This is a genomic window from Paenibacillus phyllosphaerae (genome assembly GCF_014192105.1).
GTDB classification, from domain to species: Bacteria; Bacillota; Bacilli; order Paenibacillales; family Paenibacillaceae; genus Paenibacillus_Z; species Paenibacillus_Z phyllosphaerae.
The window spans coordinates 142,277-166,224 of the sequence record NZ_JACHXK010000002.1; the positions used below are offsets into that span (position 1 = coordinate 142,277).

Sequence of the window (23,948 nt, forward strand, 5' to 3'; positions counted from 1 at the left end):
TAAATCGCAATCAAAAACACGTCATCGTCTTGTTTTGTGTCAAGGTTTGTATGTTTTATCGCTTAATAGGAAGATTTAGGTTGTACTGTTTGCACATTGTAAGTTCAATGTGAAGAGAATATGTGTTTCAGCTGATTCTATAGCGGGTAAGTAAGGTAAAAACTCAGTTTTTTGTCTTCATTCTTATACAAAAAACATAAACGCGGACACCATGCTGTGGGATTGTGTGCGTTTTAAATGTATGCGCTGTAAAGTAGCAAGCCGTGGGAGGATCGTGAAAATGCAGCAGCCAATTGTTGACCATCAAGAATTATTCGAGCAAATTTACACGAATTTGCCCATTGCCATTACACTTTCAGCCTTGAACGGAGAATGGGCGAAGTTCAACCCCGCGTTCGCAGCGTGGCTCGGTTATACCCCGGATCAGGTCATGGAACGTGGTCTTGCGGGACTTACGCATCCGGAAGATATAGGCCTGGAGAAGCAGGCCGCGCGCCAATTCCTAGCAGGAGAGGGGTCGCAGCACCAATACGAGCAGCGGTTCTTGCACCATAACGGCCATTATGTATGGGCTTCCGTTCAGGTGAGCGGTATACGCAAGCCGGGTGAAGAAGAGGTGAGCGGACTTCTCTCCTCGATCGTGGATATCACCGCCTCGAAGGAAGCGGCGCTTAAACTGGAGCAATCGGAAAAGATGTTCCATCTCATCTCGGAGCATGCGCAAGAGATCATTTATCTGTCCTCACTGGATGGGATCTGCGAGTTTTGTTCGCCGGCCGCCGAGCGGCTGCTCGGCTATAAGCCCGAAGAGGTTATCGGCCGGAGCAATCTGGAGAATTACCACCCGGATGACTTGGAATTGTTATTACAGCTAGATCCTATGCATAACGGCATTGCCCGTTACCGTCTGCGCCATAAGCAGGGCCATTATCTGTGGTTCGAGACGACCTATTCCATTATTGGCGGGGCGGATTCGAATAAGAAGGTGCTAGCGATTGCGCGGGATATTACGGAGCAACGACGCAATGAGGAGATTCTGGCAGAAGCCGAGCGGATCGCCTCGATCGGCAGCTGGGAGTGGGACTTGACGACGGGCCAGTTCTCCTTGTCGGATCAGCTCTACACCATTTTCGGCATCAAGGAAAAAGAAAGTGCGCTCCGCGCGTGGCGGCTGCTCCGCTACATCCAGCCGGACGAACGGAAACGGCTGAAGGAAGGCATCCGTCAAGCCAAAGACGGCGAGATGCTAAGTTTCGAATTCCAGCATCTGGGCGAAGACAGCGTGCTTAAATACCTACATATGCGCGGGATCGTCACCGCCAAAGACGGCGACAAAACGATCAGGATGAATGGTACGGTTCAAGATATTACAGACCGCAAACAGGTGGAATACAAGCTTCAGGAATCGGTGGAACGGTATACGTCTCTGAAGGAATACAATCACGATACGATCATTTCGTTCGATTTGCAGGGCAGAATCATCAACTCCAATCGGGTGGCTGAGCAGCTCACCGGTTACACGGTAGCCGAGATGAAAGGTTCGAGCTTGTCGATGCTGATCGGCCATCGGAGCTTGGAATTGATTCTTCACGGAAATCATGAGGCCGCGGAGAAACTCATTGACAGTGTCTGGCACAAGAACGGGCATACGATCGAGGTACTGGTCACCATTGCCCCGATTATCATAAACGCCAAGAATGTCGGCTATTATGTCATCATTAAAGACATCACCGAACAGAAGAAGCTGCTGATTGCCAAAGAAACGGCCGAACGGATGAATCAAGCCAAGAGCGAGTTCCTGGCTATGATGAGCCATGAGATCCGGACCCCGATGAACGGGGTGATCGGTATGACCGATTTGCTGCTCGAGACGACAGAGCTGAATGAGGAGCAGCGGGATTTTGTCAGCGTCATTCATAAGAGCGGCGAAGTGCTGCTCACCATCATTAACGACATTCTGGATTTCTCCAAAATCGAATATGGGCAGACCGAGCTGCTGGAAGAACCGCTAGTTGTGGAGGAGGTCATTTCTGGGGTGCTGGACATCCTGTATCCGAAGGTGCAGGAGAAGCAGTTGAAGGTAGTGCATACCATCGCCGATGATGTGCCCAAGCAAGTCTATGGCGATGCCTACCGGCTGAACCAGGTGCTCATGAATATTGTGGGCAATGCGGTTAAGTTCACGACGCAAGGTACGATTACGATTGACGTGACCATCCCTCCGCTCGTGGATCGGGAGGAAGAGTATGTCACGCTGCAGTTCAAGGTTACGGATACAGGTGTGGGCATCCCTCCAGAGAAGAGGGATAAGCTATTCCAGCCTTTCTCGCAGCTCGAACCCTATATGGCCCGCAAGACCGGCGGAACAGGACTGGGGCTGGCGATCAGCCGGAAGCTCGTTCACTTGATGAGCGGCGAGATTTGGGTAGAGGATCCGAAGGGCGATACTGGAGCCGTCTTTGCTTTCAAAGTGAGGCTGAAGAAGGGCCGTATATCAAGTCAGGAGGACAACGAGCTGTTCGAGACCAATGCAGGCGAAGATGGAAAGCTGAACATACTTATAGCCGAAGACAATGCGATTAATCAACTGGTGTTGCGCAAAATGGTAGAGAAGCTCGGGCATGAGGTGGATCATGTAGAGTCGGGACTTGCTGCCTGCGAAGCGGTTAAGCAAAAGCGCTATGATATCATATTCATGGATCTGCATATGCCAGAGCTTAATGGCATGGAGGCGACCCGGATTATTCAGGAATCGATGCCGCCGTCACAGACGCCTTATATTATTGCCGTCACGGCCAATGCGCTTCGGGGAGACCGGGAAATCTGCCTTGCCGCCGGCATGGACGATTATATCAGCAAGCCGCTCAAGAGCGAGATGATTGTGAATGTGCTCGAGCAATACAACAAGAAGCCTAAAAGGATATAACCGGGAATAAAGCGTCAAGAACAAGAAGGAACTTCTTCTGTTCTTGACGCTTTTTGGTCATGGGAAGGGGATTGCTTGAAGGATAACTATGCTTACGGCATTCGAAGCAGCAGCTAGACGGGCAAGCCGGAGACCAGCAGGGCTAACTCTTGCTCCAATGACGAGGAGACCGATCCCATGGGCGGTCGAACCTGATCGGAGGCAATAAGACCTTGCCGGGCGAGCAGCCATTTGAGCGGTGCGGGATTCGATTCCTGGAATAGCTTGTGAATAAGCGGCAGCAGGGTGTGGAACAGCTCTTGTGCTTGCTCATAGGCGCCGGATGCCGCCAATCGACAGACTTGGGCGAAGGAATTGGTCTGCAAATTTGCCGATGCCAGCATACCTCCATGGGCGCCTTGCTGCAGCATGGCCAAGAGCAAGCGGTCTTCTCCGCATAGAATCGGCTTGGATTGCGCCTCAGCTAACGCCGTGCACAGCGATGTTCCGCCTGAGCTGTCCTTCAGGCCGATGACCCCGTCCAAGTCGAGAATACGAAGCAGGGTATCGGCGGATAAGGCCACGCCGGTACGTGCCGGGATCTCATAGGCTATGACAGGAACACCGACCTGAGCGACGCGGCGAAAATGCTCGACAATGCCAGCCTGCGAGGGCAAGCTGTAATACGGCGTTACGACCAGCACGGCATCTGCGCCGATCATCCCAGCCTGCTCCGTTCGTTTCACCGTCTCGGCGGTATTGTTCGTCCCCGTCCCGACGACAAGCGGAAGCTGCCGGCTCATCATGCATAGCCGGGTGATCTGCACCAACGTGGACACCTCGGTCCAAGTCACGGTTGGCGCTTCGCCGGTCGTTCCGTTCACGACGATCCCTTGAATATCCCGATTCAACAGCCCGCTTATATAGCGGTGGTAGGATTCCGGATCCAGCTCCTCATTAGGTAGGAAAGGGGTCACCACAGGGACATAGACGCCTTGCAAATCTTGCTCGTGCAGCATAACTGATTCCTCCTCGTGATTAGTTGCTGCCTTAACTGTATCATGGGAGCGAGCGTTCAATTAGCGAGAGTTACGAATAGTGCCGATCGATAATCTTGATGGTGAGAACAATGCCGGTACTGCGCTTATTGAAATCCATTGCAAATGCACCTATAATGAGAAAAAATGCGAGTAAGGTTGATTGCCAGTGGACAATAAAATCATCGATGTAGCCAAGCGGGCCGGCGTTTCCGCAGCGACGGTATCCCGTGTGCTGAACGACAGCTCGCTCGTGACCGAGAAGACGAAGCAGAAGGTGCTCAAGGTAATCGAGGAGATGGATTATCATCCGAATGCGGCGGCCAAGCATCTTCGTTCGCAGAAGACGGAGACGCTGGGCATCATCGTGCCGGATATTAACAACTCCTATTTTGCCGAGATTATTAAGGGCGTCGAGAATACGGCTTACGGCCACAAGTACAAGGTCATCATCTGCGACTCGGATAACCGTCCGGAGAAGGAGCTCGAATATATCGGACTCGTCCCGAACCGAACTGTCGATGCGATGATTCTCGTGGCGCCGTTCATGAGCGACGAGATGATTGACGACTTTGCGTCCAAGGGACATCTGATCGGGCTCGTCGGACGATCGGTGGACAATGAGAAAGTGCCTTACTGCACGACCGATAACGTGAATTTCTCCAGTCAAGTGGTGCAGCATCTCATTAAACAGGGCCATCGCCAGATTGCCTTCATCGGCGGCTATGCCGATTCCGCCGAGAATTACGAGCGGATGGAAGGCTATATGAAAGCGCTCAGAGATTCCAAAATCCCTTTCCAGCCGGGGCTGATCGAGAACGGCGATTTCGAGGAGAAACGCGGCTACGATGCGTTCATCCGGCTGCTCGACAAGAACCTTCCCTTCACCGCGGTCTATACGGCCAATGATGAGATCGCGCTTGGCGTCTACAGGGCATGCCGCGAACGGCAAATCCGCATTCCCGAGGATATGGCGGTGGTCGGCGTCGACAACAACCGGATCTCAGGCTATCTGCTGCCGCCGCTTAGCACAGTGGAACAGCCGAAGTATGCCATGGGCGCCCGAATTGCAGAGAAGCTGATCGGCATCCTGAGCAACAACGCCGAAGAAGCGCGCGAGACGGTGATCGAATCGACGTTGTTGATTCGAGGATCGTCGGATTACAACAAATCCAACTAGATAGACAACATGAAGTAAGCCATGGCTGCAATTAGCCATGGCTTTTCCTGTGTAACGTGAAATCGATGACATTCGGTTAAGTCTATCCGAGTATCTTGCGGGCTACTGCAGCGAGGTCGAGCAGATCGATAATGCCATCGTTGTTGACGTCCGCGAATTTGATTTGTGCCCAGCCTGCATCTTGTTCCGTCTTGCCGTAGTTGAAGGAGACGATGGCCAGATCGCCGACGCTGACTTTGCCATCTTGATTGACGTCTGCAGGGTTAGTTACCGTTACCGGCTTGATCGTGATAGCGAGTTCCGCCGGAGCGAGCTCGGATTCCGTTCCCATCGGACACAACGGCTGATTGTACCGCTATGGCGGTTGCCGTATTCTCGCCGACCGATGCGGCCTTGAACGTTAGCTCGAGCGACTCTTGCGTCCCGGTCAAATAATGGTCGGCGCCTTCGCTTGCCACGAGAAGGCGAATCTCGCCAGGCTTGACCTGCGCGGTTTCGAGCAGTTGAACATGATCCAGCAGCGACTTGGCGGATACGAATTCCGCTTTGCTCGGATCGTACTGGATCGTGACGTCTTGCGCATAAACGTGGCTTGTCATTTCCTTAAGCCCGAAGTTCACCGAGAATGTCGAGCCGCTAGTGACAGAGGAGCTGCCGCTTAATGTCGTCTGTTGAACCGTAACCGGTGGTTCCGTCTCGTCATTCTTCTGTTCGGACTTCAGGTTCGGCATCGTTTCTTCACCGTCCGTGCTCGCGGCCATCGCCTTGGTCAGTTCAGCCGATGCCGCATTCCCTGCGGCGTTCAACGTAATGTTCACCAGCGGCACGCCTGATGGGAGGAGGGAATCGGCTTTCAGGATGATCCGGGCTTTCCCGTCCTGCGCTTCATGTTTGATCACTTTAACGCCGTCTTGCGCCGCGGAGATGGACTGAATGTCCAAGTCGGCATAATCGAATTCGATATCCAGCGCTTTAGCCGCCGAATCATCGTACGACAATTCAAAACCGGTTGTCGCTTGCGTCTGCGCGTTGACGACTTTCGTTAACGTAAGGTTGCGCGCGCCTTGCTGTTGCTGCTCCTGCTGAGGGATGAACATGCCGTTCACGACTTTGGAATCTCCGATGTTCACATCCAATTGCAGCGCCGTGAGGACCGTTGCCGCCAGATCTTTCGTCGTTCCGCCTTCGAGTACCTTCTCCTTGTTCGTATCCGTCGCAACCGTTCTGCCGTTAGCGGCAATGAACATCGTTCTCGCCAGCGCGGAATCTTGGCCATGCGAGGTGGCGCTGCCGAGCGTCCCATCCGCATTCTCCGTGCCGCCGCCATGGTCGGCGATCATCAGAATGAGCGTATCATCGAGCAGTCCCCGGTCTTCTAACGATTCATGGATGCCTCCCACAAGATGATCCATCTCGTTCAGCTGCTCATAATACTTCTTCGTATAGAAGCCATACGAATGGCCGGCGCCGTCGAGTTCATCGAATTGGAAGAAGATGAGCGAAGAATCGTCTGCTTTCCCGTCCGCGACGTATTGCTGGAACGCTTCAAGATCTCCTTCGTCGCCAAGGGAATGGCCTTCTACCCCGAGCGATGGTTCAATATGGCCATTTATGATATTGCTCCATGTCGAGAAGGCCGCGATCTTGGCTGAAGGAATCGCTTCTCTCACTTTTTTGAACATGGAAGGGTAAGGCGACGTCTCGCTGTACGTATATGCGGCGCTGACATTGTTGTCGATGAGATGCTTGTTATAATCTACGCCATTGATCATCGCTCCCCAGTTCGGAGAAGAGCTGGAAGGCAAGTTCGTCTTGGCGGTGTAGGTTACTGCGCCATGATCGACCAGATTGCGTATGCTTGGGATGTTCAACCGGCTGCCGACGGTTTCCCGCTTCGAGCCGGCAGTCTCCCAGTATGGTGCGTCCGGCGAGATGGCTACTCCAGCGCCGTCGATCCCGATGACGACGACTCTTTTGTACGGCATATACTTGACCTGGTCGGCGATACTGCTGATCGTATCCGCTGGAAGCTTATCGGCAAGTGCGATGTCGCCGATCGTAATATGGCCGTCTTTGTTCAAATCCTGGTCGGCTTTGCTCATAATCTGGACGGTTTTTGGCTTTGCGCGGAACGACTCTTTGACATATTCGGTGCCATTGGTATAGAACTGCGCGTCGATAACGGCGATTTGACCCGCGCCGCTGCCGGCTTTCGTCCGGAAAGTCAGCTTGGAAACGGCGGATTTGGCAAACTCCAGCGGATCCGTAATGTTGTACACGCCGCTTGCGTTAATCGTAAGCTTCAATACGCCCGGAACCGAGCTGTCGATCTGGCTTGTTTTGGTTGCGGATACGAATTCGAACCGCTCGTGATCGTACATCACGGTCGCTTTCACCGCGGTGATGGCGCTGGTCATGTCAGGCGTTCGCAAATCGAGCAGTTCCGTGAATTCGGAGCCTTGCACCGTTTTGGCGGCGCCGACGAATGAGAGCGTGCCTTTGAACGTGTCGGAAACTTCGATCGGAGGGGCGGCATTGTAGAGCTCGGCGACTTCTTCGGCCGTCACGGCCCGATTCAGCACCGTCATGTCATCGAGCTGCGCATTCAATCGCGCGCTGTAGGTTCCTGTGCCGTCATTGCCGATGTTGGTCGTTAATCCGGAGTCAAGGGTGCCGGTTCTTCCGGCCAGGCTCATCGCGCTCGTACTATTATTGTAATAATTGCCGTTAATCTTCGTAATGGCGACAGGAGCGCCGTTCTTGTAAAAATCGACGCGGCCATTCTTGCGATCATGCGAGATGACGATATGCTGCCAGGTGCCGTTCACGACATCCGGAATGTCGGCATCCATTCGCGTGCCGCCGGCCGTATTGTAATTCCACTTCAGCGCGGTACCTTTCAAGGCCACGACATAGCCGACATTGCTGCCGCTGTTCCAGTCTTTGTTGGAGATGACGGCGGGGTCGGAGGTAACGCTGGCCGATTTGACCCAGAAGGACAAGGTGAAGTTCTGCGAAGTGCCGTATTGCAGTTGGTTGCCTAAGCTTACATAGGGCTTGGACCCGCCGCCAGCGGTCAAGGAGAGTGCTTGTCCAATCCGGCCGTTGACGTAAGCGGGATTGCCGACAGCGGTCGTCGTCAGTTTCCCCGGGGAACTGTCGGTAAGGTTATTCTCGAAATGAAGCAGCAGCGATTGATCTGCGCTTTCGACGGCAGCAAAGGCTTGCGAGCTGCTCCACGGCAGCAGGTTGGTACCGGACATGAGCATGACCGCAACGAGCGAAGCGGCGGCGGACTTAATCAATGAACTTTTCATCGTGACCTCCTGAAGGTAGCGGATTAGGCTCCGAATGGGTTTCCACTATGAAGTTTGTACTTGGATGCAAGTAGACGTTGAGACTCAGATCATTAACAGGGGCGCATCCCTCCAATCATTGGATAACAACACACAATCATCGTTTTATGCCGACTTATATATCTGTTATTAGTTGTGTTATATTGTTATTTATTGTAATTATGATAGATTTTAGTTGTTTTTCCTGTGTTTAGTAGGCGTGAAGATTATATGAAGTTAGGTTGTATTTGCCAAGAGACGGTAGTTTTCAAAGATGAAAATGGATGAAGAAGCAAGGGAAACAACAGTTTCAATCCAATTACCCCCAATTTAGCGTATAATAGGGTAAAATTGGCCTTGTTTCATTAGCGCTTCTATACACGCGGGAGGGATATTGGTGAGCCTTATCCGGAATTGGACCATGGTGGTGCTATGTCTAGTGATTGATATGTACATGGCGGCGGGGATTAAACAGAGCGTCTATGATGACAGAACCGTAACCCGGACGAAATCAGGATATTATGCGTTCGTTTTCACCGCCGCATTTATAGCGATCGGAGCTGTTGCGTGGCTCGGCGCGAAGATTTATTAATACGGATTGAAATAGATTGTATCGGTCGTTCCCCTGGTATTTGTCGTACACGAGTCGCTGCATATCATCGTCATTAACAAGAAAGACGATATGAGTTTAACGTACAAAGGGTTACATTTTTGGCTTCATACGAACGCCGTATTATCCAAAAGGAGGGAATAAGCTGGCCTCGGTTCATACTGGGCCGGCTTATTGCGTTAGATGCCATAATTATGATATCGATTTCAACACAAACCGACATGAACCATCCTGTGCAAATTCCCCGAAACCTCTTGTAGTAGTCTATTTATGGACTATCGCATGGCGGATCCAAAGAAAATTCTGTTAAAAAGATATTGTAATCGATTCCATTCAGTGATATGATCTCCATATAAATTCTAACCAGAAGAAAGTGATGCGATGAGTGAAAGCAAGATTGTTGATGTCGCCCGGAGGGCGAAGGTTTCGGTCGCTACCGTATCGCGCGTCCTGAACCGGAGCGAGCAGGTGAGCGAGAAGACGAAGCAGCGCGTCTTGAAGGCGATCGCGGAGATGAATTATACGCCGAATGCGATGGCCAAGAACCTGCGCTCCAAGCGAACGATGACGCTCGGGATCGTCGTATCGGACATCGAAGTTTCGTATTACGCCGAGATCATCAAGGGCGTCGAGAATATGGCCAACTCGCTCGACTACAAGATTATCATTTGCGATGCCCAGAATAAGCAGGAACGGGAGCTCGAATACGTATCGCTGCTGCAGAACCGGACCGTGGACGGGATGATCTTCGTGACGCCGTATATGACGAGCAAGGAGCTGATCGCGGTAGCCGAAGAAGGGTACAGCATTGCGGTCATCGGCCGATACATCGAGCATGAGTCGATTCCGTGCGCGTTCACGGACAACGTGAAGATCGCGAAGGACGTCGTGAACCATCTGCTCGAGCAAGGACATGAGCGGATCGCTTTCCTGAGCGGCTATGCCGATGCGATCGACAGCTACGAGCGTCTGGAGGGGTATATGAAAGCGCTTCGCGATGCGGGGCTGCCGTTCATTCCAGACCTGATCGACAACGGGGACTTCAATGAAAGCGGGGGGTTCCGCAGTTTCTTAAGGCTGCGAGAGAAGAATGACGCATTCACGGCGGTCTTCGCGGCGAATGACGAAATGGCCTTAGGCGTCTATAAAGCATGCCGGGAGCTCTCCATCCAGATCCCGAGCGAGCTGGCCGTAGTGGGCGTCGATAATATCCGGCTTACGAAATACGTCACGCCCAAGCTGAGTACGGTGGAACAGCCCAAATATACGATGGGCGCGCTGCTGACCGAGAAGCTGATCGATCAGATGAATCACAATGAGTTCAGCGATCGCAGAGTGTTCAAGGTCGATTCGAAGCTACTCGTTCGGGAATCCTCCTCCTACGCGATTGAGCGATCATCTAACCAAGGGGAGGCGAATACGAGCTGACCGCGTTTTTTTGCAGCAAATAGTAATCGATTACATTTCTCGTCAAGTCCACATTGACGCCATGGAGGTGCCCAAGACATGAAGAGCTTCTTCCAGGAACTGAACCAGAACAAGGTTCTGTTCCTCATGATTGCTCCCGTATTACTGTTCTTCGTCGTATTCTCGCTTGAAGATCAAAACCGAGAAATCGACGATCGTGTTCAACGTAATCGGCTATGGCATCATCAGCTTGCTGACGCTGTTATGCTTGCTACCTTTCCTGCTTATCGTCTCCGGCTCATTCACGAGCGAGAACGAAATTTTGGCCGAAGGATTCAAGCTGATTCCGGATCAGTTCTCCTTTGACGCCTATACGACGGTCTTCAGCAATCCGGACCAGATCATCGACGGCTACCGGGTGACGATTCTCATTACGCTCGCAGGCTCCATCTTGGGACTATTCCTGACCTCGATGGCCGGCTTCGTCCTCTCGCGCAGCAGCTTCAAATACCGGGATCAGCTGTCGTTCTTCATCTACTTCACGACATTGTTCAGCGGGGGCCTCATTCCATGGTACATCCTGATCGTGAACAATCTGGGGCTCAAAGATTCGTATATGGCGCTGCTTCTGCCGCCGCTCCTGAGCGCATGGAATATTATCCTGATGAAGAACTTCATGAAATCGATTCCGGAATCGATTACCGAATCGGCCAAAATCGATGGCGCAGGCGAATTCACCATCTACCTGAAACTCATTCTGCCGCTATCGACGCCGGGCCTTGCCACGATCGGCTTGTTCATGGCGCTCGGTTACTGGAACGACTGGTTCCTGGCGAACCTGTTCATTACGTCCGAGCATATGTATCCGCTGCAGTTCTTGCTGTACAAAATTCTCGCCAGCGCCGCCGTCCTCAAGACGAGCGTGGCCGGCAACCTATCGCCTGACTTCCAGCCGCCGGCGGAGACGCTGAAGATGGCTGCCGCAGTCGTCGCGACAGGCCCGATCATCTTCCTCTATCCGTTCGTGCAGCGCTTCTTCGTGAAGGGTCTGACGATCGGGGCGGTCAAAGGTTAGAACCGGTTAACCGGCTAACATATACGAGTTTCATCCACATGAAGGAGGCGTCACAAGCGTGAAGAGACAGATAAAGAACTCAAGTCTGCTGCTTGTCCTGGTTATGATGATGGTTGCGATTCTATCCGCATGCAGCGGGGGCAATTCGAACGGAGGAAGCGGCAACGACGAGCCCAACAATTCCGGTACGACGAACGGAGGCACATCGGGTAATGCCGGTACGTCGGGCGAATCGGCCGGTAAGCCGGACACGTCCAAGAAAGTGGAGCTCGTCTGGTATCTGCTCGGCGATCCGCATAAGGATACGGAGAAAGTCGTAGCCGAGTGGAACAAGATGTTGGAGAAGGACCTCAACACGACCGTGAAACTGAACTTCACGACGTGGACCGATTGGACGACGAAATATAATCTGCTGCTCGCGTCCGGCGAGAAGATCGATATGATTTTTGCCTCCTCATGGGCGGATTACTTCAAGTTCTCGAACCAAGGCGCCTTCATGGCGCTCGATGACCTGCTGCCGACCTATGCCCCGGAGACGTGGAAGAACGTGCCGAAGCAGGATTGGGAGGAAGCGACGGTCAAAGGCAAGATTTATGCCGTCCCTGCTACGTATCCGGAATATACGCCGGACGGCCTCGTGTACCGCGAAGACTGGAGACAGGAGCTCGGCTTGCCGGAGATTACGGACGTCGACTCGATCGAGGCGTATATGGAAGGCGTCAAGAAAGCGAAGCCGAACGTCACGCCGATCAACGGCAAAGGCTACAACGAGATTTTCACCATGTTCAAATCCTACTACGACTATCAGCAAATCGGCGGCGACAGCGGCGTTGTCGTAGCCTCTTCTTATGACACGCCAAGAGACATTATCGCTTATCCGTTCACGCAGGAGTTCGTCGACTGGGCGAAACGAATGAAGACTTGGGTAGACAAAGGCTTCTGGAAGTCCGATACGCTCTCGTCCCAAAAAGAAGCGGGCGACGCCATTAAAGTCGGCAACGGCGCGGTGTACTGGCGCAATGCGCCCGGCGCCGGCGGTTTCATCACGGGCATGGAGGACAGCAATCCCGAGATCAAGCTGGGCTACTTCCCGTTCAGCCGCTTCCATAACCGTACCATGCCGACGCTGTCGGTGAATAACGCAATGGCGATTCCGAAGAACGCAGCCAATCCGGAGCGCTCGCTCATGGTGCTTGATAAGCTTCGCAATGATCCGAACTATTATGATCTGATGAACTATGGCTTCGAGAACACGCACTATTCGATGGATGCAGACGGCAAGCATATCGTCACGCCGCCGAAAGGCATGGAAGGCAAGAAGGACTTCGTCGCTTACGGCATCGCCGGCTGGGGCTTCCGGGTCGAGTCGATGGAGCGCGTGAAACAAGCCGGCGGCTGGCCGGAATTCGATAAGCTGCTGGAAGAATTCAAATCGCAGAGCAAGCCGAACATCTTCGCGCCGGTCGTGATGGACTACGCGCCGGTGAAATCGCAGCAAGCGGCCGTGAACTCGGTCATTCAGCAATACGGCATGCCGATCATGATGGGCCTCGTGCCGGATGTCGACAAAGCGGTAGAAGCTTACCGCAAGCAGCTCGAAGCCGCAGGCGTGAACGACGTGCTCGCGTATGTCAAAGAACAGGCCAACGCCTACTTTGACGAGAAGGGCATCCAATAAGAAGCACCCGTAACGAGTAACAAGAGGGATGATGGTTACGTTGCCTGACGCCAAGCGAAATGACGAGCGCGGGAAGGGGCAACGGGGCATCATCCCTTTTTGCCACAGAATCAAGATAAGGAGAACAAGAAAACCATGCTGCAAACGACGTTATCGCTTCGCTTGATCGACGGGCACGATGTGCCGTTCCAGAACGGGATTCCCGTCCCGTCATTCGAACCTCAGGAGAGAACGGTCATCCCGCTCGCGGGCAATTGGCGTTCCCGGCGCTTCCAGGCCGATCATGAATTCTCGATGTCCGAACGCGGCGCGGCTTGGCTTAAGAGGCTCCAAGAATGTGAAGGCGAATTTATCGCCGCAAGCGCAGATACGGGCTGGGCGGAACATGGCCTGCCGCTGCCGGAGAACCGGCTGACCGGGGAGGAGACGGCCCATGCAGCGGAAACGTACGAGGACGGCGTCTGGTATCAGCGCACGTTCGTTGTCGACGGGCTTGCGGCCGGCAAGTCGTATACGCTCAAGTCGCTGGGCATCAACTATGTCGCGGATATTTGGCTGAACGGGCAATGGATCGGCTATCACGAGGGCGGGTTTACCCCCTTTGCCTTTCATGTGACAAGCTTTCTCCGGGAGGGCGTCAATGACATCCGCATTCGGGTGGATAACCCGCCGTGGGGCAGCCGCGATGACATCATACCGGCTGTGGCCGGGACGGATTTCTTCAACTATACCGGCGTCATCCAGGATCTGTATGTGGAGGTGACGTCAGCCGTTCATGTGGTGCGGGTGGATGTGGTGCCGATTACGACTTGCGGCAGGCTGAAGGTGCGCGCCGTCATCGAGAATCGCGGGCTTGTTCCGCAGACCGTCGATATCGCCGGCTCAATCTATGAGGCGAATGCGGGAGGCGCCGATTTCCTAACCTCTCCGCTTGCGGCATCGATTAAGGGGAAACTTGCCGTCATCGATCACCCGATGACCGATCGGCTGAAGCTGTCCGCAGGCGAGGTGCGCGTGTTGGGTTACGAGATCAAGGTGCTGAATCCGAAACTCTGGTCGGTCTGGCAGCCGCATCTGTACGTCGCTTCATTCACTGCGGCGTCGGCGACAACGGTTCAGCCGGACGAACCGCATGACCAGTTCTGCACCCAGTTCGGCATCCGCACGCTCGGCACGGATCAGACGCACATCTTGCTGAATGGCGTACCGGTATTCCTTGCCGGGATCGCGCGTCACGAGGAATGGCCTGACACCGGCCGAACGGCAGACTGGCACCGGATTCGGGCGGATCTGCTGCAGATGAAAGCCCTCAATGCCAATATGGTACGGACCGGCCATTATCCGAATCATATCTACACCTACTTGCTGCTCGATCGATTGGGGATGCTCGCCATGAGCGAGATCCCGCTCTGGCAGTTCGAGACGGCGCATTATGAGGCGCAGGAGCGCAAAGGGCTGGCGGACCAAATGTGGCGCGAGATGGTGTTCTCCCAGTACAATCGCCCGTCGGTCATCCTGTGGAGCACCCAGAACGAATCCAAAGACGTTGTGCTCCGCCTTGCTTATAACAGACGGCTGGTGCGGGATTTGCGCGAGCGCTATAACGACGGCCGGCTGATCACCCAGAGCTCGGCAGCCGATCAGCCCGGCCCGGCTGATCCGTCCATGGAGCCGCTGGACGTTGCCGCGTGGACGATGTATTTCGGTATTTTTCATGGCAGCACCTATTACGAAGGGACCCGCGCATTCCTGGAGGAAGCGAGGATGGCGTTCCCGGATAAGCCGATCCTCAATACGGAGTTCGGGCACTGGACGGGGCAGGACAACGGCGAAGAAGCCAAGCAGCTGGACACGTACCGCGATACTAGGCGCGCGCTCATGGAACATGCGGCCTTGCATGCCGACGGGACGTTTAATCCGAAGGGTTACTTGGCCGGAATCGACTTCTGGGTCATGTACAACTGGTACGTGAACCACAACCAATGGATCGATACGTTCGGCCTCTATCATATGAATCGCACCAAGGCCAAGCAGCTTGCGACGATCATCGCCGAAGATTACGGAAGAATGACCCGTCCGAACGGCGGTCTTGCGGCAGTGGTGGCGTCTGCCCGAGCGGAAGGAACGACGCTATGAAGATGGGCCGGCTGATGAAGTTGTGCGGCGTCTTCACGGTGCTCGGTGCCGGATTAGCGGCCTGTGCAGATACTGCGGAGGACTCCGATGCGAAGCAGCAGGCTGCCCAAACGTGGATTACCATGCCCGACAAGAGCAAGCTGCTAGAGCAGGGGGGCGACATCCAGGGGATACCGGCTGACGAGAATAGCGGCGAAACTAACGCCATTGCGATTGATCCGACGAAGACGTACCAGCAGATCGACGGTTTCGGCGCCTCGCTCACCGACTCATCGGCCTGGTTGATCGCCAATAAACTGAGCGGCGAGCAGCGCGCCGAGCTGATGATCAAGCTGTTCGACCATGACGAGGGAATCGGCATGAGTTACTTGCGGTTGCCGGTCGGGGCGTCGGATTTTGCCCTTAGCAGCTATACGTACGACGATGTGCCGGCAGGGGAGACGGATTATCCGCTGGCCCGCTTCTCCATCTCGCATGATAAGGAATACATCCTCCCTGTCCTGAAACAAGCGCGTACGCTTAATCCCGATCTCCGAATCATGGCCAGTCCCTGGAGTGCGCCCGCGTGGATGAAGACGTCGGAATCGCTGATCGGAGGCAGTCTCAAGCCGGAAGCGTATGAGGTCTACGCGAACTATCTCGCCTTGTTCCTCGAGGCCTATGAGGCGGAAGGAATTCCGATCGACGCGCTGACCCCGCAGAATGAGCCGCATCATGTGCCGGACGGCTATCCGGGCATGCGGATGGAAGCGTTCGAGCAGGCAACCTTCATCAAAACCCATTTAGGCCCGGTGCTGGAGGAGCGGGGACTTCATACGAAGATCGTCATCTGGGATCACAACTGGGACGAGGCTTATTATCCGCTGACCGTGCTGAATGACCCCGAGGCGAACCGCTATATCGCCGGATCGGCGTTCCACGGGTATGCCGGGGATGTAGCAAGCCAATCGCAGGTGCATGATGCGTTCCCGGACAAGGCGATCTACTTCACCGAGAGCTCCGGCGGCGAGTGGGCGACCGACTTCGGCGGGAATTTGAAGTGGGATATGCAGAATTTGATCATCGGCGCCACGCGCAATTGGGCGAGAACGGTACTGAAGTGGAATTTGGCGCTCGATGAGCAGCATGGTCCGCAGAACGGCGGCTGCCAGGATTGCCGGGGAATCGTAACGGTGAATCAGCAATCCGGCGAAGTGACGTTGAACGAGGAGTATTACGCCTTCGGCCATGCGAGCAAATTCGTCAAGTCCGGCGCCTATCGGATCGCTTCGAGCGGTATGGAAGAGGGAGCGCTGAGCCATGTCGCTTTCCGGAATCCGGATGGCGCAATCGTGCTCGTTGCCTTCAATACTGCGCAGACCGAAGCAAGCTTCGACGTCCGTTTGGGCGATCAAGCGTATCCGGTCCGTTTGCCTGCGGGAGCTGCCGCAACCTATGTGTGGCCGGCATTCTTGCCAACGGGTCTCTAGCGGGTCCGACCTAATCGATATATGGAAGAGGGAGTGACGTTACATGACCGAAACTGCGGCATCTACGAAAATAGCAGGTGATCAAGTCGAGGTATGGTGGAGCTCCGAGCAGTCGCCAGGCGACGCCGGTTGGTTCGCAGGGCCGATGCCGAACCGGTATGCGCTGGAAGCGCGGCCGGCCATTCCGCTAACGAAGCCTGCCGCCTCAAGCTTAGCGACGACGATTCTTGTGACGCCTGCGCACCACATGCAGGAGCTGCTAGGGATCGGCACTTCGCTCGAGGAGACGACGATCCATAATTTAGCCCGGATGAGTCCGGACGTGAGGCAGCGGATCATTCGCGAGCTGACCAATCCGGAGCATGGCATCGGCCTCAACCTCATGCGAATAACGGTCGGCACGTCGGACTTCACCGCGCAGCCGTTCTATACGTATAACGATCTGCCCGAAGGCGACACGGACTTTGAGCTTGCGCGATTCACGATCCAGCGGGACATTGACCTGGGCATCGTCGATACGGTGAAGGAGGTGCTCGCAGCTGCGCCCGATGTGCGTATCTTCGCCTCGCCTTGGAGCCCGCCGGCCTGGATGAAGACGAACCATTCGCTGAAGCGCGGCCGGTTGAAGGAAGGGGACGAATATACGCAGGCGCTTGCCCGTTACTATCGGATGGCGATCGGCGCTTACGCGGAGCAAGGGATCCCGATCTATGCGATGACGCTGCAGAACGAACCGTTGTTGGAGACGGATTATCCCAGCTGCCATATGCCGCCGGAACGGCAGAAGGAGCTGGCGATCGCGCTGAAGGCTGAACTTGCAGCGAATGGTCTTGCGACGAAGCTGTGGATCTTCGACCATAACTTCGAGGATGCATTCGCTTATGTCGCTCCGATTCTGAATGACGCGGCCGGCTACGCTGCGGTGGACGGGATCGCGCTGCACGATTATGACGGCTCGCCGTCGGTCATGAGCGAGCTAGCGGCCGCATACCCGGATAAACCGATCTATCTGACCGAACGCTCCGTATGGGGAACGGCTGGAGCGGCGCGAATCGCCGAATACTTCCGCAACTATGCAAGCAGCTATAACGCATGGGTTACGATGCTCGATAGCCGGATCGGCACCCATCAATGGCTAGGCACGCCGGGTCCGACGATGTTCATCCAGGACGCCGACCAGCCGGACCGGTATTGGCGGACGCCGGAATATGACTTGCTCGGCCAATTCGCGCGATTCCTTCGTCCTGGGGCCAAGCGCATCATGAGCACGGGCGGGGAACAGCCATCGGTCACGAACGTTGTATTCGCCAATCCGGAAGGGAATCTGGTCGCCACCGTCATCAATCAGACGGACGAGGAGCAATCTTTCCGTCTGCTCTGCGAGGGATGGCAGTTCACGGCAGCGCTGCCGGCGAAGACGGTCGGCACCTATCGGTGGCGATAAACAGTCTCGCCGATCAAGATAAATAAGAGGCCCGCTCCTCCATCATCGACTGGCGATGATAGGAGGAGCGGGCCTCTTAAGCGTTTCTATTTATTTCTATTATGATTTCTATTATTTCATCAACAGATTGGATAAGGCATAACCGGCGACATTCGCAATATTCGCCGCGCCGGCTTTCGTCGGATGCACGCTGATCGTCAGTCCCTTATCCGATATAATATCGCTTTGCGGATTAAAGTTCGCCGATGTCGGCAGCACATAGATATTGCGTGCCCGCAGCTGCGGCGTATCGAAGGTGTCGAGAAGCATTTGATTCCACAACTCCTGATTGGTCTTGACCTGCGCCGGGTAAGCGGCGCTCTTGCCGTAATTAATCAAGTAATTGTCATTGGCTTGCTGCGGCGTAAGCGTGTTGAGCAAGATCGCGATGTTCGGATCGTAGCGCTTAATCGAATTGACGACCTCGATGATTTCGTTCTGGCGCTGAGGCAGCGTACGCTTCAGCTCCTCGGTCGTAATCCAGATCGCGTCATTCAAGCCGACGAAGGAGACGACGGCATCGACATGCTTGCCTTCTTTGGCAGCCGGGACATAGCCCTTCTGGTATTTGCGCATATAGAACGAGAAGTCGAACTTCTTGGTGTAGGTATTGATGAACTGGTTGCGCGTCATGCCGTTCTTCAAATCCGAGGTAGGCCGGTCAGCCCGCCGATAGCCGTATGACTCCGTCGTATACCAGCGATATCCGTAGCCTCCCCAGGCATCGTCCATAACGCCGGGAATCGCGGACTTATTGACGCCGATCATGTTCAGATAGCCCTTTCTCACCGAGCCGTACAGCGCTTCGGATACGCCGTAGCTGTCAACGAAGCTGTCGCCAAGCGTTATGATCGTCGTGGTTTTGGACACGTAATTGGGCTTGATATGGAACGTCACTTGCTTCTGCGTCAATACATTCCCGTTCGTCTGATCGATCAGCCGGAATTCGATCACCATGTCGCGCGAGGCATACTTGACCTCCGGAACGTACATCCAGTTGTAACGGTTAGTAGCAGGCTGCCCATATGTATCATCGGTCACCTGCCGGGCAGAGACGAGATAATTGTCATTCGCTAAGTAAAGGTTGGAATTCAAGATAACGTTCCGATAGTAGATGGCAAACTTCTGGCCCTCGACCAGTTGAATCTCGCTCGGCAATTGAAATTTGAACTCAGGCTGGATCTGATACTGAGCATATGTCGTCGGACTGAATAATGTAGTTAGCAGCAATAGCGCAGACGTTAACAAGACTGAGAATCGTTTCAATACAGGCAAACCTCCAACATTCAAATCTAGTAAAACCCGATAGTGATATAGCCACTATATCGGCTGAGGCGGCCGAATTGTTTATGCCAACCTTAATATTGATGCGATTCACCCGCAGATTTTGTTGGAGGAAATGGCAGGAATTCGTCGAATAGGTCACTTCTGAGACTTAATACCTATAGGCAAGGGGAGTCACCATGATCGACAAAGTCATTCGCATCTTCAAAATCGTCAATGCCATTCAGGCAAATCCCGGCATCTCGGCCGCCGATCTGGCCTTCAAATGCGAGGTCGACATACGGACCATCTACCGTGATCTGCAGCTGCTCGACTCGTTCGCGCCGATTACAAACGACGGGCGGGGGACGGGCTATCGGTTCATGGGCAATTTCTACTTATATCCGCTTAATTTCTCGGAGCAGGAAGCGATGGTGTTCTCGCTGCTGCCGTCGCTGCTCGATAAGGAGAAGCTGCCGCCGGGCTTCGATTCGGCCTATGATAAAGTAATGGCTACGCATATGAGGGAGAAGCGGCGTCAGAATAATCTGATCGGGGACATTGCGGGGATTATTCAGATGGGCACGCCTGCTTACAAGAAGGAGAGCCCGAATTTCCTGCAGCCGATCATCCAGGCGATCATCGAGCAGCGCTCGATCGATACCGTCTACCATACGCAGTCCCGCAACGAGACGACGGAGCGGAGAATCGATCCCTATTATCTCGTGCCGCGGGACCAGCGCTTCTACCTTATCGGCTATTGCCATGCCAAGAAGGACATCCGCACCTTCCGAATGAGCCGCTTCCTGAAGGTAGAAGTTACGGGCGAGACTTTCGATAAAGGCGATTTCAGCATCAAGAAGCATCTGAAGAACACGTGGTCGATTGAGCAAGGGGACAAGAACATCACGTTCAAGGTTCGCTTCAATGCAGAAGTCGCTCGGTATATTAAGGAAGAGGAGTTGTTCGTGCATCCGCGGATGAAGGATAACCGGGACGGAAGCTTGACCTTCGAGGTGACGGTCAACAACGAGAAGGAGTTCATCCGCTGGATTCTGCAGTACGGGCCGGCCGCCGAGATTCTAGAGCCGAAGTCGGTGCGGGAATCGCTGAAGAATCAGCTGCAAGATTGGGCTCGTCTCTATCAGTAGCCGATTTCTGCCACATCGTTTACATATGCCAAAGGCGACGAATCCGCGGACTCGTCGCCTTTTCTAATGTCTTGCGTCTTAGGCTTGCCGTTTCGGGAAAAAAGGTTTCGACAGCGCTCCGAGAGTACGTTTAATGCGCGCGGGCTTGGCGGTTCTTTTTCGCGTATTCGTCACCTGCAGCGATTCATACGAATAGTTGGCATAACCGTTCCACAGCAGGAATTCATGTATGCCCTGGGATTTGGCGGCGCGAATTTGGGCTTGGAGCTCTTTGAGCCCGTATTTGGCCGTTGCGGAGGAGAAGTCCTGGAACCAAGGACGAATTTTTGCTGCGTGCTTGCCTTTCTTCTGAAGCAGCTGATTTCTTCTTTTGGCGTCGAACAAACCGCGTTGAATGATCTTGTAAGGCTCATTCTCGGGCTGTACGATCCGGTAGATGCCTTTGGGATACAGGGAAGGGTACATCATTGGGCTGATATAATCGACATGCTGCGCAATCAGATCCCACTTCTGGCCGATTCCCGAATCCGTCTTCGTGGACGTAATCGCGCCGTATACGCCGGCGGAGATAACGACGTCATGCGAGGAGAGCATAGATTTGGCGTAAGACAAGAAGTCCGCAATCGTCTGCGCTTGGCTTGCCTGCGTCAACTTTGTTGCTCGATCCTCTTGCTCTGGACCTACGCCGCGGTAAGGAAAACGGACATAGTCGAATTGAATTTCATCGAATCCCAGCCTGGCGGCCGAGATGCCAACGCCCACGACATAGTCCCAACAGGCGCGCTTATAGGGATCCAGCCAGCCCGCGCTCTCCGTTCCCCATGCGCTGTCCCGTCTGCGTTTGAGCGCCAAGGTAGGCCGCCGCCTTGCGAGCGCAGGATCCCGGAAGGCCGCTACCCGGGCAATTAGATAGAAACCGTTATCCTTGAATCCTTGCAGAATCTGCTCGAAGTTCCGGATGCGACGGCCGTTCACATTCCCTTGATCATCCTTCATATCGATAACCGCTGCATTGAGACCGGTCTGGAACATCAGATCGATCACTTTCGCGAGGCGCTCCTCGTTCATCAGTACCTCTGAGCTGATATAGATGCCTTTGACATGCGTGCTGCTTCCTCGCTTCACCTTTCGATTCATGTCAATCACCTTTCGTTCCTGATGTCATATAGGCTTCTAGTAATATATTCGGGCAAGGAGCGGAAAGGAACAGGCACGCACCTACTGGGCACGGAGGAAAATGGCAGTTGACATGAAACCAAAAGGTTTCGTATTATGTGAAAGGAAACCAAAAGGTTTCATTTTGAATGCGGCTGGCCGATACGCCGCTTCATAAATAGCTGGGCATCGTACAAGCTTATATGGGAGTCGTCTTTGCAGGTGTATGATGGATTATAATCTCATGACACAGAATGGAGCTGTCTTACATGACACAAGAAACATTACCGGATATTCGCAAAACATTGCTGCTGAACGCGCCAATCGAGAAGGTGTGGAAGGCCGTTGCTACTTCTGACGGCATCTCGGCTTGGTTCATGCCGAACAATTTCGAGCCGGCTCTAGGCCACGAATTCCATCTCGAAGCCGGGCAATTCGGCAAGTCCCCTTGCAAAGTAACGGTCATCGACCCGCCGAACCGTCTGTCGTTCAATTGGGGCAAAGACTGGACGTTAACCTTCGAGTTGGTCGAGCAGGACGGGAAGACCGAGTTTACGCTCATCCACTCCGGTTGGACCGCGAACCAAGTGACCGAGTTCGGCCAGCCGCACGAAGCGGTTCGCGATCATATGTCCCAAGGCTGGGAAGGAATCGTCCAGAAGCTGGGCGCGTATGTCGAACGCTAATTCGAAGGCTGCCGATGCCAAACCGGATGTATTCCAGGCCATATCCGATCCTACTCGGCGCAGTCTGCTCCAGCTGCTCGTTGATCAGGAGCTGCCGGTAACGACGCTGACCGGACATTTTCCGATGAGCCGCACGGCCGTATCCAAGCACTTGCGCATCTTGGCTGACGCCGGCTTGGTGAAGGAACGCAAGGTAGGCCGAGAACGGCGGTATCGGCTTGAGCCGGAGCCGCTCCTTGAGTTGAAGCGCTGGCTGGCTTACTACGATCGCTACTGGGATAACCGCTTGCTGCTGCTGAAGCAGCTCGTGGAATCGGACGAAGACGAGCCTTGAAGCTTCAATCTGGCTTTCAGGCGTCTGCATGTGGTTCCTGAAGATGGGGGAATCGCTCGCCTCTTTTTCTCTTCAAGTCAGGTCTAATTGAGAATTCATTGAGAATAACTCGGTGAATTGTGTTACAATTGGGTTGGATAATACGAGGGAAGAAGAGAACGGAGGACGACGATGGAACTATTCGAAGCGATTCGCAGCAGACGATCGATCGGCAAAGTAAAGCAGGAGCCGATCGCCAAGGAAACGATCGAACGTATTTTGGAAGCAGGCGTGTGGGCGCCTAACCATCGCATGACGCAGCCGTGGCAATTCTTCGTCATGACCGGAGAAGGGCGGTCGCGGCTAGGGGATGCCTATGCCCGTATCGCGCTTGCAGGAGAAGCCGAGCCTTCTTCGCCCGAAAGCCAGGAGAAGGCAGAGAATGCGCGCAAGAAAGCGTTCCGGTCACCGGTCATTATCGGCGTCGCGGTGACACCTGTCGATCGTCCCGGCGTCATCGAGATTGAAGAGTACGGCGCCGTATTCGCGGCGATCCAGAATATGCTGCTCGCGATTCATGGACTTGGGCTGGGCGCGGTATGGCGCACGGGCGAGCCCGCCTACCATCCGCTCATGAACGAGGCGTTCGAGCTTCGACCGGTGGACCGCGTTCTGGGACTTCTCTACATTGGCGAGCCGGATATGACGCCGCCTGGACCGCGCCGGGAAGAGGCGTCCGCCAAGACGGTCTGGATCGAATCGTAAGGCGATCGTTCTCCTATTTAAGGAAGAAACAAACACGGACTAGCTCCGCATCCGCCTCTGCCCGCATACGATAGCACATAAGCCTATTTCGATGCGAGAGGAGCTGCAATTATGTTGCGGCGAAGCGTGGATCTGCTCATCCTGATCTTGATCTTGTATGTGGTGCTCGTTGTCTTGTTATTAATGTCGTTATTCTGATTGAAGCCTCCGGATGTATGCCATTCGGAGGTTTTTTGTCTTTTTCCCGTCCCGAGGCCTTCGGCATAAGGAAAGTTATTTTAACAAATACTTGATTCAGGC

Annotated in this window: 18 protein-coding genes; 13 read left to right on the top strand and 5 right to left on the bottom strand. The window is 54.2% G+C overall.

Annotation, left to right across the window (positions count from 1 at the left end; all coding sequences use genetic code 11):
* Nucleotides 1–280: 280 nt before the first annotated feature.
* The gene (locus FHS18_RS04690; RefSeq protein ID WP_183597538.1) at nt 281–2,926 is read left to right on the top strand and encodes a PAS domain S-box protein; all 2,646 of its coding nucleotides are present in this window, start codon (nt 281–283) and stop codon (nt 2,924–2,926) included.
* A 113-nt stretch (nt 2,927–3,039) separates the two neighbouring features.
* Here FHS18_RS04690 and dapA read toward each other — a convergent pair whose 3' ends face one another.
* Nucleotides 3,040–3,924 (bottom strand): 4-hydroxy-tetrahydrodipicolinate synthase, encoded by an 885-nt coding sequence (gene dapA / locus FHS18_RS04695; protein ID WP_183597539.1) that lies wholly within the window; start codon nt 3,922–3,924, stop codon nt 3,040–3,042.
* 187 nt (nt 3,925–4,111) lie between these two features.
* Between dapA and FHS18_RS04700 the strand changes: the two genes are divergently transcribed.
* Entirely contained in the window at nt 4,112–5,122 is a 1,011-nt protein-coding gene (locus FHS18_RS04700; RefSeq protein ID WP_183597540.1) for a substrate-binding domain-containing protein, read from the top strand.
* Between the two features lie 82 nt (nt 5,123–5,204).
* Here the strand turns inward: FHS18_RS04700 and FHS18_RS04705 are convergent, their stop codons facing one another.
* The gene (locus FHS18_RS04705; RefSeq protein WP_183597541.1) at nt 5,205–5,453 is read right to left on the bottom strand and encodes a dockerin type I domain-containing protein; all 249 of its coding nucleotides are present in this window, start codon (nt 5,451–5,453) and stop codon (nt 5,205–5,207) included.
* Entirely contained in the window at nt 5,386–8,439 is a 3,054-nt protein-coding gene (locus FHS18_RS04710) for a LamG-like jellyroll fold domain-containing protein (protein ID WP_183597542.1), read from the bottom strand. Before FHS18_RS04710 ends, FHS18_RS04705 begins: the two co-directional genes overlap by 68 nt.
* 415 nt (nt 8,440–8,854) lie before the next feature.
* On the opposite strand from FHS18_RS04710, the gene FHS18_RS04715 reads away from it, so the two are divergent.
* From FHS18_RS04715 to FHS18_RS04745, 7 genes are all read left to right on the top strand, one after another.
* Nucleotides 8,855–9,049: a hypothetical protein gene (locus FHS18_RS04715; RefSeq protein WP_183597543.1), complete on the top strand. Its 195-nt coding sequence runs from the start codon at nt 8,855–8,857 to the stop codon at nt 9,047–9,049.
* A 399-nt stretch (nt 9,050–9,448) separates the two neighbouring features.
* On the top strand, nt 9,449–10,495 hold the full coding sequence (locus FHS18_RS04720; protein WP_183597544.1) for a LacI family DNA-binding transcriptional regulator: 1,047 nt from the start codon (nt 9,449–9,451) through the stop codon (nt 10,493–10,495).
* 166 nt (nt 10,496–10,661) lie between these two features.
* Nucleotides 10,662–11,549, top strand: coding sequence for a carbohydrate ABC transporter permease (locus FHS18_RS04725; protein ID WP_183597546.1), 888 nt, complete (start codon nt 10,662–10,664; stop codon nt 11,547–11,549).
* A gap of 58 nt (nt 11,550–11,607) precedes the next feature.
* The gene (locus FHS18_RS04730; RefSeq protein ID WP_343060403.1) at nt 11,608–13,227 is read left to right on the top strand and encodes an extracellular solute-binding protein; all 1,620 of its coding nucleotides are present in this window, start codon (nt 11,608–11,610) and stop codon (nt 13,225–13,227) included.
* Between the two features lie 135 nt (nt 13,228–13,362).
* Nucleotides 13,363–15,363 carry a glycoside hydrolase family 2 protein gene (locus tag FHS18_RS04735; protein WP_183597548.1) on the top strand — a complete coding sequence of 667 codons (2,001 nt, stop codon included), beginning with the start codon at nt 13,363–13,365 and terminating at the stop codon, nt 15,361–15,363.
* The gene (locus FHS18_RS04740) at nt 15,360–16,832 is read left to right on the top strand and encodes a glycoside hydrolase family 30 protein (protein WP_183597549.1); all 1,473 of its coding nucleotides are present in this window, start codon (nt 15,360–15,362) and stop codon (nt 16,830–16,832) included. The genes FHS18_RS04735 and FHS18_RS04740 overlap by 4 nt, the downstream gene beginning before the upstream one ends.
* Nucleotides 16,833–16,875: 43 nt before the next feature.
* Nucleotides 16,876–18,276 carry a glycoside hydrolase family 30 protein gene (locus FHS18_RS04745; protein WP_183597551.1) on the top strand — a complete coding sequence of 467 codons (1,401 nt, stop codon included), beginning with the start codon at nt 16,876–16,878 and terminating at the stop codon, nt 18,274–18,276.
* A 111-nt stretch (nt 18,277–18,387) separates the two neighbouring features.
* Here FHS18_RS04745 and FHS18_RS04750 read toward each other — a convergent pair whose 3' ends face one another.
* Complete coding sequence (locus FHS18_RS04750) at nt 18,388–19,581, bottom strand: SGNH/GDSL hydrolase family protein (protein WP_183597553.1); 1,194 nt, start codon at nt 19,579–19,581, stop codon at nt 18,388–18,390.
* 197 nt (nt 19,582–19,778) lie between these two features.
* Here FHS18_RS04750 and FHS18_RS04755 point away from each other — a divergent pair, with 197 nt between their 5' ends.
* The gene (locus tag FHS18_RS04755) at nt 19,779–20,729 is read left to right on the top strand and encodes a helix-turn-helix transcriptional regulator (RefSeq protein ID WP_183597555.1); all 951 of its coding nucleotides are present in this window, start codon (nt 19,779–19,781) and stop codon (nt 20,727–20,729) included.
* Between the two features lie 78 nt (nt 20,730–20,807).
* Here FHS18_RS04755 and FHS18_RS04760 read toward each other — a convergent pair whose 3' ends face one another.
* Nucleotides 20,808–21,866 (bottom strand): putative glycoside hydrolase, encoded by a 1,059-nt coding sequence (locus FHS18_RS04760; RefSeq protein WP_183597557.1) that lies wholly within the window; start codon nt 21,864–21,866, stop codon nt 20,808–20,810.
* A 287-nt stretch (nt 21,867–22,153) separates the two neighbouring features.
* Between FHS18_RS04760 and FHS18_RS04765 the strand changes: the two genes are divergently transcribed.
* From FHS18_RS04765 to FHS18_RS04775, 3 genes are all read left to right on the top strand, one after another.
* Nucleotides 22,154–22,570, top strand: a complete 417-nt coding sequence (locus tag FHS18_RS04765) for an SRPBCC family protein (protein ID WP_183597559.1) — start codon at nt 22,154–22,156, stop codon at nt 22,568–22,570.
* A complete protein-coding gene (locus FHS18_RS04770; protein ID WP_183597561.1) occupies nt 22,557–22,904 on the top strand; it encodes an ArsR/SmtB family transcription factor in 348 nt (115 codons plus the stop codon). The genes FHS18_RS04765 and FHS18_RS04770 overlap by 14 nt, the downstream gene beginning before the upstream one ends.
* A 171-nt stretch (nt 22,905–23,075) precedes the next feature.
* On the top strand, nt 23,076–23,648 hold the full coding sequence (locus tag FHS18_RS04775; protein WP_183597563.1) for a nitroreductase family protein: 573 nt from the start codon (nt 23,076–23,078) through the stop codon (nt 23,646–23,648).
* Nucleotides 23,649–23,948: the final 300 nt, after the last annotated feature.